The sequence below is a fragment of the Vibrio sp. PBL-C16 genome (genome assembly GCF_034321865.1).
GTDB classification, from domain to species: domain Bacteria; phylum Pseudomonadota; class Gammaproteobacteria; order Enterobacterales; family Vibrionaceae; genus Vibrio; species Vibrio alginolyticus.
Genome location: NZ_JAXLNY010000002.1, coordinates 1,520,029 through 1,533,270 on the forward strand (window position 1 = coordinate 1,520,029; position 13,242 = coordinate 1,533,270).

General features: G+C 43.9%; 15 protein-coding genes. 6 read left to right on the forward strand and 9 right to left on the reverse strand.

What is annotated here, in order from left to right:
- Nucleotides 1–3 precede the first annotated feature (3 nt).
- From UQW94_RS15245 to UQW94_RS15260, 4 genes are all read left to right on the forward strand, one after another.
- Entirely contained in the window at nt 4–723 is a 720-nt protein-coding gene (locus tag UQW94_RS15245; protein WP_017820675.1) for an energy-coupling factor ABC transporter ATP-binding protein, read from the forward strand.
- Entirely contained in the window at nt 701–1,288 is a 588-nt protein-coding gene (mobA, locus tag UQW94_RS15250) for a molybdenum cofactor guanylyltransferase MobA (RefSeq protein ID WP_005377572.1), read from the forward strand. Before UQW94_RS15245 ends, mobA begins: the two co-directional genes overlap by 23 nt.
- Complete coding sequence (locus UQW94_RS15255; RefSeq protein ID WP_322142356.1) at nt 1,285–3,063, forward strand: bifunctional molybdopterin-guanine dinucleotide biosynthesis adaptor protein MobB/molybdopterin molybdotransferase MoeA; 1,779 nt, start codon at nt 1,285–1,287, stop codon at nt 3,061–3,063. Before mobA ends, UQW94_RS15255 begins: the two co-directional genes overlap by 4 nt.
- Nucleotides 3,064–3,137: 74 nt before the next feature.
- Entirely contained in the window at nt 3,138–3,404 is a 267-nt protein-coding gene (locus tag UQW94_RS15260; protein ID WP_322142357.1) for a DUF2960 domain-containing protein, read from the forward strand.
- 203 nt (nt 3,405–3,607) lie between these two features.
- Here UQW94_RS15260 and nagK read toward each other — a convergent pair whose 3' ends face one another.
- On the reverse strand, nt 3,608–4,516 hold the full coding sequence (nagK, locus tag UQW94_RS15265; RefSeq protein ID WP_005377586.1) for an N-acetylglucosamine kinase: 909 nt from the start codon (nt 4,514–4,516) through the stop codon (nt 3,608–3,610).
- 174 nt (nt 4,517–4,690) lie between these two features.
- Nucleotides 4,691–5,440, reverse strand: coding sequence for a tRNA-uridine aminocarboxypropyltransferase (locus UQW94_RS15270; RefSeq protein ID WP_054576894.1), 750 nt, complete (start codon nt 5,438–5,440; stop codon nt 4,691–4,693).
- A 140-nt stretch (nt 5,441–5,580) separates the two neighbouring features.
- Here UQW94_RS15270 and UQW94_RS15275 point away from each other — a divergent pair, with 140 nt between their 5' ends.
- Complete coding sequence (locus tag UQW94_RS15275; protein WP_031781345.1) at nt 5,581–6,396, forward strand: sterol desaturase family protein; 816 nt, start codon at nt 5,581–5,583, stop codon at nt 6,394–6,396.
- A gap of 103 nt (nt 6,397–6,499) precedes the next feature.
- Here the strand turns inward: UQW94_RS15275 and UQW94_RS15280 are convergent, their stop codons facing one another.
- The 4 genes from UQW94_RS15280 to UQW94_RS15295 all read right to left on the reverse strand — a co-directional run bounded on the left by UQW94_RS15280 (nt 6,500) and on the right by UQW94_RS15295 (nt 10,071).
- Nucleotides 6,500–6,718, reverse strand: coding sequence for a hypothetical protein (locus UQW94_RS15280; RefSeq protein ID WP_005389537.1), 219 nt, complete (start codon nt 6,716–6,718; stop codon nt 6,500–6,502).
- Between the two features lie 48 nt (nt 6,719–6,766).
- Nucleotides 6,767–7,147, reverse strand: coding sequence for a hypothetical protein (locus UQW94_RS15285; RefSeq protein WP_005377611.1), 381 nt, complete (start codon nt 7,145–7,147; stop codon nt 6,767–6,769).
- A 211-nt stretch (nt 7,148–7,358) separates the two neighbouring features.
- The gene (locus UQW94_RS15290; RefSeq protein WP_322142358.1) at nt 7,359–7,772 is read right to left on the reverse strand and encodes an NUDIX hydrolase; all 414 of its coding nucleotides are present in this window, start codon (nt 7,770–7,772) and stop codon (nt 7,359–7,361) included.
- A gap of 280 nt (nt 7,773–8,052) precedes the next feature.
- Nucleotides 8,053–10,071 carry a methyl-accepting chemotaxis protein gene (locus UQW94_RS15295; protein WP_322142359.1) on the reverse strand — a complete coding sequence of 673 codons (2,019 nt, stop codon included), beginning with the start codon at nt 10,069–10,071 and terminating at the stop codon, nt 8,053–8,055.
- A gap of 134 nt (nt 10,072–10,205) precedes the next feature.
- Between UQW94_RS15295 and UQW94_RS15300 the strand changes: the two genes are divergently transcribed.
- Nucleotides 10,206–10,700, forward strand: a complete 495-nt coding sequence (locus UQW94_RS15300; protein WP_025998640.1) for an NlpC/P60 family protein — start codon at nt 10,206–10,208, stop codon at nt 10,698–10,700.
- A 45-nt stretch (nt 10,701–10,745) separates the two neighbouring features.
- Here the strand turns inward: UQW94_RS15300 and UQW94_RS15305 are convergent, their stop codons facing one another.
- From UQW94_RS15305 to UQW94_RS15315, 3 genes are all read right to left on the reverse strand, one after another.
- Entirely contained in the window at nt 10,746–11,090 is a 345-nt protein-coding gene (locus UQW94_RS15305) for a DUF3802 family protein (protein ID WP_005377620.1), read from the reverse strand.
- Nucleotides 11,091–11,280: 190 nt separating this feature from the next.
- On the reverse strand, nt 11,281–12,243 hold the full coding sequence (locus UQW94_RS15310; protein WP_005377621.1) for a GGDEF domain-containing protein: 963 nt from the start codon (nt 12,241–12,243) through the stop codon (nt 11,281–11,283).
- Nucleotides 12,243–13,217, reverse strand: coding sequence for a response regulator (locus UQW94_RS15315; protein WP_021033872.1), 975 nt, complete (start codon nt 13,215–13,217; stop codon nt 12,243–12,245). The genes UQW94_RS15310 and UQW94_RS15315 overlap by 1 nt, the downstream gene beginning before the upstream one ends.
- Nucleotides 13,218–13,242: the final 25 nt, after the last annotated feature.

Consider the following 13,242-nt stretch of genomic DNA (forward strand, 5'->3'; position numbering starts at 1 on the left):
ATTATGACTATAAAAATCACCGCCGAACAGTTATCCATGCGCTTTAAAGAGCGTGTGCTTTTCCACATCCCTGAGTTAGCCATCGGCCCAAATGATGCCATTTATCTCAAGGGTGACAATGGTGTGGGCAAAACTACCCTACTCAAAATCCTTGCTGGCTTGCTCAAACCCTCTACTGGCGATGTTGTTGCGCCAAAAGATACGTGGCTGAAAAGACTGACGTGTCGCAATGGTCGTGTCGATGTGATTTATCTCCATCAATCCCCTTACCTTTTTGACGGCACTGTATATGAAAACGTAGTCTATGGAGTGAAATATCAACAAGACACGCAAAAAGATAAGCGAGCTCAAGTTATTCACGCGCTGCGCATGGTAGGTTTAGAAACCTTAGCGGACGAACATATTTCCGTGTTGTCCGGCGGTGAAAAACAGCGCGTTGCCATGGCAAGGGCTTGGATTTTAAAACCGTCGATTTTATTGATGGATGAGCCAAGTGCGTCTTTAGACCAAGAATCCATTGAACGATTGGTAGTGATGGCGAAAGATCTTTTGGATCGTGGTTCCAGTATCGTGGTGACAAGCCATCAGGCCAACGCACTGACCGACTTATGTAAAAAACAGTGGTGGATTAAAGACAAGACTTTGATAGAGTCTCCTCTGCTGTATGTCATACCAAAAGAAACATCCCAAGAGAATGCATATGCTTCAACCAACACAAACTAGTTGGGTCATTTTGGCTGGTGGCCAAGCCAGCCGTATGGGTGGAAAAGATAAAGGTCTGATTGAGTTAAATCAGAAGCCACTCATCGAACACGTTATTGAACGTTTATCTCCACAAACTCCACGCATTTTAATTAATGCCAACCGAAACCAAGATGCGTACAGCAAATTTGGTTTCGTATTTAGTGATCAATTCAAAGATTTCCCTGGGCCTATGGGCGGTATTCACGCGGGTTTGATGCATGCTGAAACTGACTGGGTCGGATTTGTACCTTGCGATAGTCCACAAATTAACACCGACCTTGTCGAGCGTTTCTGCCAGTTCGTCAAAGAAGACAGCGATATTTTGGTCGCGCATGATGGTGACCATCAGCAACCTGTTTTTACGCTCTACCACAAGCGCGTACTGCCAAAACTCACCGCGTTTTTAGAACGTGGCGACCGCAAAATCATTCTGCTCTACAAAGAGTGCAACACCAGTTACGTTGACTTTAGCGACTCACCAAACTGTTTCGTCAACTTGAACACTCCGGAAGAACTGGCGCAATTTGGACAATTAGAATCATGAAATACACGCTAAACATTCCTATTCTTGGTTTTGCAGCTTATTCAGGCACAGGCAAAACCACGCTACTTGAAGCCCTATTGCCAAAGCTGACTGAAGCAGGTTTACGCATTGGCATGCTAAAACATGCGCACCACAACTTCGATGTCGATAAGCCGGGTAAAGACAGCTACCGTTTACGCAAAGCTGGCGCATCTCAAATGCTGATTGCTTCTCGCAACCGTTTTGCGTTAATGACAGAAACGCCAGAAGCCGAAGCGGAGTTTGAATACCTATTAACACGTTTTGATGAAGACATGCTTGATGTGGTTTTGGTCGAAGGCTGCAAAAACATCGCGTTTCCTAAAATCGAATTGCACCGTGAAGAAGTCGGCAAGCCTTGGCTTTATCCAAACGATGAAAACATCATCGCTATCGCTTCAGACACTGCGGGGTTAGATTCTGAGCTCCCTCAAATGAACATCAATGATTTGGATGCCATCGCTCAATTTGTTCTTCAATACGTTCAAGATGCAAAAGCACCAAAATCTAAAGAGAAAGACGCCGCATGTTGCGACACACTTTCTCCTGCTTTCCTTTCTGTGGTTCAAGGCCAAGAGAAAATCCTTTCTTTGGTGAACACGGTTTCGGAAATAGAAGCATGCAAGATTGAAAACGCCTATGGCCGCGTTCTTGCGGAACATATCGTTTCACCAGTAAATGTGCCGCAATACACCAACTCCGCGATGGACGGTTATGCCATCCGCAGTGATGATGTTGACCGTGATAGCTACCAAGTGGTTGCTGAAGTGATGGCGGGCCATGCTTACGATCAGCCTCTGGAAGTTGGTCAAGCAGTTAAGATCATGACTGGCGCACCAACACCACGTAACGGCGATACAGTGGTCATGCGTGAGCAAGCCATTCAAGAAGGTGACAGGGTCACTTTTAACGGTGCGAATATCAAAGCAGGCCAAAACGTTCGTCAAGCAGGTGAAGATCTCGCTATCGGCAGTGACGTCTTTACCGCAGGCACTCGCCTCGCCTCTCCAGAAATGGGCATGATCGCTTCGCTTGGCTTTGGTGAAGCGAATGTATTCCGAAAATTGAAAGTTGCCGTGTTCTCCACCGGTGACGAAGTACAAGCGCCGGGAACAGAGCAAAAAGCGAATTCTATCTACGATTCCAACCGTTTTACCATCATGGGCATGCTTGAAAAGTTCGGCTGCGAGATCTTGGACTTCGGTATTCTGGAAGACAACGAACAGTTAATGATTGAAGCATTGGAAAACGCATCGGCGCAAGCGGACGTGGTTATGACTTCTGGTGGCGTATCCGTTGGTGATGCGGATTACATCAAACTTGCCTTGGATAAACTTGGTCAAATCGATTTTTGGCGAATCAACATGCGTCCGGGACGTCCATTAGCGTTTGGTCAAATCAACAACAAGCCGTTCTTTGGTCTGCCGGGCAACCCTGTGGCAGTGATGGTTTCATTCATCAACTTTGTTGAGCCTGCACTGCGTAAGATGCAAGGCGAACAAGGCTGGAAGCCTCTGAAAGTGAATGCCATCGCGACTGAAAACCTTCGCTCTCGACAAGGTCGTACCGAGTTTAGCCGTGGCGTCTATGAACTGGATGCAACTGGCCGTTTAACCGTTCGTACAACAGGCAAGCAAGGCTCTGGTATTTTGCGCTCAATGAGTGAGGCAAACTGTTTGATCGAAATCTCCCCAGCTATTGATACAGTAAAAGCGGGAGAAAGCGTGACAATTATCCCACTTCAAGGCAGAATCTAGCTCAAACTAGAAATTCAAAGGTCAGCGAGTCTGGCCTTTTTGTTTAATACAGAAACCTTTTCAGAGAGACAGCTATGGCTCGCACCATTCTTTACACTTACAAAGACCAAGACAAAGAACTGACATTCTCATACCAGCAACACCGCAACATTCAAGAAGCAGTTGCCGAGGCAGAAGGTATCGATATCACTGAGTTCCTAAAGATGGAGCAACAAATCGAAGCAGTGTCTGACACTAAAGCGGTGCGCAACTACCGCGACAACTACTTCAGAAAATTAGGCTTTAGTAAAATCATCCTAGCTCAAAAAGAAAACCTAGGCGTAGGCAAAAAGAACAAATAAGCTTAGCTGTAAACAGAAAACTCGCGATTCGTCGCGAGTTTTTTATGCATGCTATTTTTTGTTCGTGCTCTATACCCAAGCATATAGAAGTTACTTGGGTATATAAGTTACTTCGATATACAAGTAAAAGCCCCGTTTTACCTTGATGGTCTAAACGGGGCTTTAAATTTCTTCTTACTTTGTATCGAGTAAGGTTTCAGTCACTACTTGATGTTTAAGAACGCAGCGCCGCGTACACCACCTGAATCACCGTGTTTTGCTTTGATGATCTTAGGACACTTAGCTACAGACAATAAGTGTTTAGGGATGCGTTTTGGCATCTCTTCGTAAATCAATTCGAAGTTAGATAAGCCTCCACCAAGTACAACGGTGTGTGGGTCTGTTGCAGTAAACAGGTTTGCAAAGCAGATTGCTAGCAGCTCCATAAAGCGCTCGACGTGCTCTACTGCTTTCTCTTCACCCTCTGCGTGCGCTTTAATAATGTCGATCGCTTTCTTCTCTTCGCCGTAGTAATGCGCGTAAAGAAGCTCGAAACCACGACCAGATAGGTAACTATCTAAACAGCCTTTGTTGCCACAGCCACAGCCAAGTAATGGTGCGTTTTCGCCCAGGTGGAACCATGCGTCGATAGGAAGACGTGTGTGACCCACCTCACCCGCTACGTGGTTGCGGCCAGAGAATACTTTACCTTCGTAGATAAAGCCACCGCCAAAACCAGTACCAAGGATCAAACCTAGTACAGATGGTTCATCTTGAAGATCTTCGTCCCACGCTTCAGAAAGCGCGAAACAGTTTGCATCGTTTTCAATTTTTACGCTGCGACCGATTTTAGCTTCCAGATCAGCACGAAGTGGTTTGCCTTTTGCCGCAGGAACGTTAACTGTTAGTACCGTTGCATCATCGGCGTCTTCCATACCTGGCAAGCCAAGACCAATCGTACCTTCGCAGCCAAACTCTGTATCGTATTTATTCACCAATTCCGCAATGGTATCAACCAGCAGCTCGTAGTTGTCTGTTGGTGTAGGTACACGTTCCGTCGCTACACGCTCAAGCTTCTCGTTAAATGCACCAAATTCAATTTTAGTGCCACCGACATCAAAGCCGTAATACATGTATTTCTCTCCTAAAAAATGCTTCAAACGACTCTCAAAATGGCTAGAGTCAAAAGTATAAACTGATGGCATTATCCATATCTGTACGCCTGCAAACCGTGACCGAATGCAGATTTATCCCCTCACCGAAGCCAGTTGAACAACATACCATCAACAAAAGCTCATTCCTTAGAGTCAGCTCTCGGTTTTCATCCACTCTTTGAAACGTTTCAAGTGAGGCTGGTTAGGGTCGTTTTTGACTCGAGTCTTGCTCAGCATGTAAGTTTCTCTGAAGGCTTCAAACCACAATTGAAGGCATTCCGCAGCTTTAGGCTCACCAGCTTGTTTTAAAACTAATGTCGCGACTTCGGCGGTTGAAAGATGCTGCTCATTCTCGGAGCGGCGCATGATGTATTCAGACAGAGATTCCGGCTCAATGGAAAGCACAGGCAAAGATTTAAGAAAATCAGAACGACGGAATATCTTTCGTGCCTCACGCCAGCTACCATCAATAAAGATCAGCAACCATTTTTTGTTCTCGACATCTTCTTTTACCAATCGCCCTGGCTCTAGATCTTCAATTAAACGAGAGGGATCATCCACATAGTCTGCAGGAAATACAATCACCGGTTGGTAACTGTCATCCTGTAGTAGCGCGAGCATCTCTTCAGACGGTTCTGTTCGGTTCCATTGATACACGTAAGTCTCTTGAATCGTATCAGCGATTAGACGACCGGTATTACTTGGCTTAAACACTTCGTTTTCAGAAACAATCAACATACATGCAATATTGGCCTTGATGTTTGGCTGAAGGTTGCACAAACAGTGTTGCTCAGAAACCTGGCAATATTGGCAACGAACCACTTTACATCCACGCGCGTTGAAAGGCTTGGTTGAGATAGATTGTCGGTACTGATATAAACGGTGGAAAGCGTGAATTCTCATGGTAAGTAATGCCAAGTAAAAAGTAGAGCGCGATTCTACTGATATTATGGTTTCGCCTCAAGATAAGCCCATCAGCAGTGTGTTGAAATAATTTCACTCTTATCTCGGTCATAGATAAAGAAATAAATAAGGGAATGACAGTGACAGAAACGACATTTCAAGAACCCTCATGGCTCAGATTAGGCTTTTTCCTTGGCGTATTATTGCTTTGTGCCATTTGGGAAAACAAATTGCCTAGAAAAACACTGACCGCTTCGCGCAGGTTTCGCTGGGTCAATAACTTGTCATTGGTCGCTTTTAACAGCCTAGTTATTGCTTTAATCATGCCTATCGCCGCCTTTCAAGCTGCGGTCATAGCTCAGGAGCAACAATGGGGGCTGCTCAATATTCTGTCCCTCCCCGCTTGGTTAAATATTTTTCTAACCGTCATTTTGCTTGATTTCGTCATTTACGCTCAGCATGTTGTCTTTCATCATGTAAAGCCGCTGTGGAAGATTCACCGAATGCATCACGCCGATCTCGACATAGACGTCACTACAGGCGCACGCTTTCATCCCTTCGAAATAATCATTTCAATGGGAGTAAAAATTGCAGCCGTGTTTATCTTAGGTGTTTCACCTATCGGAATTGTGGTATTTGAAATTGTGCTTAATGCGAGCGCGATGTTTAATCACAGTAATGCAAAACTGGCTTTATCCATAGACCAAAAACTGCGAAACGTCATCGTTACACCAGACATGCATCGCGTGCACCATTCAGTGATAGTAAAAGAGACCCACTCAAACTTTGGTTTTTTCCTTTCAGTTTGGGACCGCTTTTTTGGGACATACCGAGCTCAGCCTAAGTTGGGTCATGATGATGTTGTTATTGGTGTGCCGGAAATTAGAGACGAAGAAGAGCAAAGATTAGATAAGCTTTTAACGCAGCCCTTTCGCTACAATAAAGAGAAGAAGTAATGGTTGAAAAAATATTGTTGGATGAAGTATGTCAACAAAACGAATAGACCAAGCCTAAACCCCTGTTAAACACTACTTCATCCTCATGATGTGTAAGAACAGATTAGTTTTCTGCTAGCTGACGCTTTTTGTTTAACTGAGTAATACCAACAAATAAACCAACAACACCAAGCACTGCACATGCCAAAGCATTGGTGTTCATTACTTGCTGTGCCTCTATTGAGCTGTATAGAAAAGCAAGGCTGAAGAAAGTGGTGGCAAAGCTCAAACCTGTCAGTACGCTGAAACCAGCAAAACTGGCCAAGTCTTTAAAATCGTTCATAACGAGTCCCTGTTTACAATCCTTAATCGAGTGTTGTGAAAATAATAATTAACGAAATATTTGGCGCGATTGACTATGTTTTCGCGCATTCCATAACCAGATAGATACCCCAAATGAGAACCCTAAAAACAGTGTCTTCATTTGTAGGGCGACGTTGTTATCTAATATTTCTAATGTATAGTGAGCGTGGGAACTAAAGATAACATTGGTTATAAGAATCAATAACATAACGACTAGGCCAGAGCGGCGATGCTTGACCAATAGATACGCTGCTAATAAGTCCAATAGTCCCAAAGCGCTCCAATACATATTCAACCAGCGTGGCGCAAAATCGTAAGGTAAAAAGCCACCAACAATGTTGTCATAAAGATGAACCACTCCGCCAACTGTCATAAAAAGGCATAAGAGAAACACGACGAATTTATCCATTACCGTTTCCTTATCTGAATGAATGAGCAAAGCATATAGAAGTCACTTAAACATTTGTAATCTCATCGCCATTTTTGAGATCGACAGTGCCATTATCAACACGATGAGAACAGTAACGGCTGCTCTACCTTCTTTATTTGCTTCTAGTAGAAGCATAGTGTTTGCTGTGGCGTTTCGCCCAAATCCGCCAATGCAATGACAAAATCCTCCTTTAAATCACGCCTTGGTTTATCAACTCTCGTACCTTTTCCAGCCCGCGCTGAAACACAGTATGTGCATTCGCGGGAAGGCCGCTCTCGACATCGTGCCAGAAGAACGCGAAATCATGTCCACCATCGTCTTGCGTATGAAACAGCCATGAATTAGCGAGATCAGCACACTCACACAAAACAAAATGCCATGCTTGATTTTGAAAGCCACTGTCCCATGAGCATAAATATCGTGCGGAACGAACATGTGTGATACCAGACTCCTCAGCGAGCTCCCGCTTGGCCGCTATGATGTAACTTTCATCAAACACTTCAACAGTGCCCTTGACGAGCTGAACACCCGCCAACGGATGTTTAAAAAGTAGGATCTCTTGATTTTGATTACGTAGAACAACGGGGCAAACTTTATCGATCACAAAACCACTCCTTATGCTTCAAGCAAAAGGCTTTAGCTTTCTCTGGATATAAAGAAATCGAGTGAAGTTGCATGATTCATTCCTTTGAATTCTGGCGACATTCTAGTCAACGAGTCCCTCGAACAAAGCATTAACATCACGTTGTGATAACTAAACCCTTTAGAAATGAACGAGATGAGATGTAACTCACTTTTGCGATGCAAATAGGAGCCATTAAATGAGTAGCCGTAACAAAAAAGCAGAACCGAGGTTCTGCTTTTAGTCGGTGGAAACATCTCATTTACTTGGTCTGATGAAGCTCATACTTGTGCAGCATTGCTTGCTGGTGCCCAGCAATTTCCGCCACTTGCTCAGAACTCTCAACCATAGACTCAAGCTGCAGCTTTGTGCGTTCGCCAAGATCAGAAATATGTGTGATGGATTGAGATACATCTGCCGTCGCTCGTTCTTGTTCTTCTGTAGCAACTGAGATTTGCTCAACACGTTCTTGAATGTGCTTAACCGCGAGGTTGATATCAGAGAATGTCGATTTCACTTCATTGCTGGACTGTAGCGCGTGGGTCATTTCTTCTCTTGAATCATTAACTGCTTGGCGCGAGCGCTCTGCGGCAGTAATAAGCTCGCTCATCATTTCTCGGATGTTCGTAGTTTGTTGAGAGGTATCACTTGCAAGTTTGCGAACTTCATCAGCGACAACCGCAAATCCACGCCCTTGCTCACCAGCACGGGCAGCCTCTATTGCCGCGTTGAGAGCAAGTAAGTTGGTGTTGTCCGCGATCCCACTGATCATATCCACCATTTCACGAATCTGTTTAACACGCTGGTCTAGCTCTAACATTGACTGTTCATTTACATCCAAAGAGCTTTCTAATGACTCCAAACGTTCGCGGTTTTGTTCCACGACTTGAACCCCTTTTTCAGTGTGTTGGGTTGCAAGGAGCGAGTCCTGTGAAGATGCATTTGTCACCATTGCTATTTCACGAATAGAGGCTTCAAGCTGCGTTATGGTCGTGATCATACTCGACAACGCTTCATTTTGTGTTGCCAACCCATCACTTGTTTGTTCGGCTGCACTGTGGCTTACTTCTGCCGTCTGATAAAGCGTTTCACAATTGCGCGTCACCGTTTGAATGGAGTCATGTGTGGAATCGATTACTTGATTCAACTTTCGTGCTACTTCTTTCAGCTCATAGGGGCCAACTTCTTCTGCCTTGTCACGAAAATCATGTTCGGTAAGTGCTGAAAGACGCGTTAGTACATTCCTTAACCCTCGGTTTGTCCATGACTTGAGACTAAACCAAGTAACCAGAATAATAAAAGAAATCACACACGCCGCAAACACGAGCACAACGCTCACCGATTCAACGGTCTCGTTGACCACCCGCTCCTTTTCATCGATCAACTGACCAGCGGTTTGGGAGATTTGATCAAGTAACCGCATGGTTTCATCCGCAAGCATCGAAGCCTGTTTAAACTCTGAACGTTGCAATTCCCCTTGTTCTAGTTTGGCGAGGATCAAACGCAGCACGCCCTTTTCACTAAAGCCTTGTTTCACCATCTCATATGGTGCGGTTAAGCTTGCATATTCACTTACTTCAGGATGGAAAGATTGGAAGTCTTCATAGGCGAGTTTAATACCTGCTATGCGATTTCGCATTTCTCGGTATTCTTTTTCGGCTTTGTTTAATTCTGAGTGCATCATCATGACTAAGAACGTACTTTCCATTGAGCTTGCAGAAGCAATGAAACGGTTAGCGGCATCGCTCGACTCAGGATTATCAGCACTAAGGAACGAACTGATTCGATTCATTTCCGGGCCGATAGAGCTAAGCCCATAGCGAAAACCACCAACAGCGGCATCAATATCCATTTGAATTTGTATCACCGAAGATTGCTTCAACAAAATGGACTGCGTGATGTTATGTAAACGCGCTAGTTTGGTGTCTAACTCCTCCGAGAGTTGCTGAGCTACACCAGACGCTTTCACAACCAAAGTTGTGCTTTGAGTTGCAAGAGAGTCGATTTGCTCTTTTATGAGAGGCAACTCTTTCGGCTCAGTAATCTGCATACCATGGTTGAGTAGCTTAACCATCTCCAATACATTCCTGGTTAACTTTGCGTTTGCCATCGCGATTGGTAATGCTTTTTGCGACAAGTCTTCAAATTGTTCCCCTACCTGTTCCATTCCTTTGAAACTTGAGACAGAAAGGGCTATAACAAGAGCAATGATAGTTAAAAATGTTGCACTGACAGCCTGAATCAGTGAAAGTGATGTGCGTGAGCGTTTTCGCTTTGCCATAATCAATTTTTATTCTTTCTTAAGGTTGAATCGGTTCTGCAGTGATTCCGTCACATTTGTGAGACAAAACCGTGATTTGCAGCCCATACTATGGATTGGTTATGACACTAATATTTCAGTTGTGGGTCATAGAGATGACAGGTGGTGATTTGCGTCGAGTATATTTTCCTTTGATAATCAGTGTGCTACTAAGCGCCTGCTCTTCTGGGCCTGAGCCTAGTGAGCAAGCACAGGTGACAACACCTACAAATCAGCTATTGTCGGACAACCCTGACTTGTTCGACTTTTACACAGAGTGGCACGGCACGCCTTATCGCTTAGGCGGGACACAGAAATCTGGAATTGATTGCTCAGCATTTGTACAAAAAGCGTTTATTGAGGCTTATCAGCTCTCGTTACCAAGGACAACGAAGCAGCAATCAAAGCAAGGTGTGGAGTTAAGTTGGACGGATGCCAAGCAAGGGGATCTAGTGTTTTTTAAAACAAGACGTACAACTTATCATGTCGGAATTTACTTGGGTAACAAGCAGTTCATGCATGCATCGACGTCTAGAGGTGTGATTATTTCAAGAATCGACAACCCATACTGGGCATCTAAGTTTTGGCAAATAAGAAGAGTTACAATGTAACTCCTCTCACTCTTTAACCGGACATTGCTGTAAGTTAAAACAATATCAGTCGTAAGTCGCAACAGCATTATCGAACAGATTTTTGACCAGAGCGATGTATTCATCAAGGAACGTGATCTGTTCATTGGTCGCTTTTTTATGCCATACCCCAGCCAATATCTCACCAAGATCTTCAACAACTGCATCAGCCTCTTTCAACAATTTGAAGCGTACGCTCGAGTGAAGTTCTGGATTTTGCTCAAAAATCGCCATGATGTTTGAAGCCACCATATCGGTGACAACATCTTCGATGCTTTCGGATCCAGTGTCGCCAATTTCGGTCGTAAAAATATCTAGATTTAGAGACAAGTGCTCGATAAGAGCGAGATATCCATCGGTTTCTAAAACCACTGTTTTTCTCCGTTTATTGCAAGCCTTCGAAGCTGAAAGCAGAATAGTTTCAATAGTAAGACATGCCGAGAAAATTTCATTAACTTATTTCATATTAACAAACATTCACGAACCAACTGGATGATTTTCAAACAATTGAGCTTTGCTTCACTGAATTCGGATACAGGGTTTCTTCAAACCTTTTTATATTTCAGCCATTTTCATGCAAACAGGTTTGGTTACGACCATTTTCTTTTGCACGATACAGCGCAGCATCGGCACTCTTTAACCATTGAGTGTGAGTTTCAAAATAAGGCTTATACTCGCAAACACCAATACTTATCGTGTAATTAATCAAAAAATCTTCCACTTTCACGATCTCTTGCTCAATTCTTTTGCGCAAACGCTCTGCGAAATAGCAAGCTTGCTCCTGGTTTGTGTGAGGAAGTAGTACGGTAAACTCTTCACCACCAAAACGACCGCAGATGTCACTGCTTCTTGCTGTTTTTCTCAACAAGGCAGAGGTTCGACGAATGACTTCGTCCCCTGTCGGGTGACCATAAGTATCATTCACCTTCTTAAAGTGGTCGATATCGAATATTACTAATGAGCATGGTCCGTCGATAACTTTTAAGTGAGCAAACTCATCTTTCAATGATTGCTCCCAATAAGCGCGATTAAATAAACCTGTTAAACCATCTTTGCGACTGATTTCCGACAAATGTTGATTTGTTTCTTTCAAATGAATGCGATTTCTCGCAGTTTCAGAAACATCATTGACTTGAATCGCTATGTGGCTGACCTCTCCTGAAAGCCCAATTAACGGCGTGATCACGATATCTTGATACATAAAATCACTGCTGTTTGAAACCGGAGAAAAATTGTTGAACTTAAAAAGGTACGGTCGGTTTTCCCAGCTAGAAAAAGAACGAGTTTCCAGATCGGCGGCAGCTTTTATCTTGGTTTCTAGCCAAGTTCTTGGCAGCTCTTCAAAATGCTCAAATAAACATTCACCAAGAATTTCTTGTGATAGAATGCCACTGTATGACTGCATAAAACTGTTCCACACACACACTTTATACTCTTGATCCAAAACAATAAGCCCTGAATCCATCGTATCGAGAATTTGTGTGACCCAATGAAAGTCTGCTATGTCCAGCGTGATATCGGACATTAGATTAGCTCCATGATTTCATAGATTATTTCTACGGATGGCTTATCAATTAAAAACAGTACCTCGCACTCGAAATCGAGCGCTTCTGCCATGTAGGTGTATTCGATAGTAAAGAGCTCACCCAACTCGCCTTGCTCTTCACAATAAGGTGTTAAGGTATCCACAATGCCTGGCTGACGAAGTGAGAACTGCTTGTCGAGTTGATCGCCCAATGATGTGAGAAATGACGAAACCAGTAGGTTAGAGATATTCAAGATGATTTCATTATGAGGCGTAAACTCAAGGAGGTAACCTAATTTTTCCCCAATCTGATTGATATCCCTACCACGTAAACACACCAGTGCCTCTCCGTGAATACCACCACCGACAAACCTCTGCGCTACCGCAACGGAACTGTCACGCCCAACCACATCAACCAGTGTCATATGAAGCTCGCCGTAGGACAAAGGTCCAACATGAGGAACAGGAAGTTGGATGAACTCATGTAAATGGTCGGCCATAATCGCAGCCCCTTTACCAAGGGCAATGTTCGCAATTTCACGGAATTTGGCTAGTAAGGAAAGCTCTTCGCAACCCTGGTTTTTAGAATCAACCGAATGACTAGGTTTGAACGCATAATGCAGCCCTAATTGTTCGTATAGCGGGAGCACCTGCTCTTCTGTCAGAGGCTTAGCGATAAAAGCTTGAGCACCAAGATCGAGACAGCGCTGTTTTGCCTCTTGTTGAACATCTCCAGAAATAATGACGATTTTGGTCGGGTACTGGCTAACAGGTAATGATTCGAGGACCTCAAAACCATCCATTATGGGCATCGTTAAATCGAGAAACAAAATATCGATATTTTGCTCAGCAAGAATATTAAGCGCCTCATAACCATCTTGCGCTTCAATAAGATGCAATGATGTATCTTGTACGATAGAACGCGCAATAAGCTTTCTTGCAACAGCTGAGTCATCACATATCAGTATTTTCATGCCACCAATGGAACTAACGTCAAAA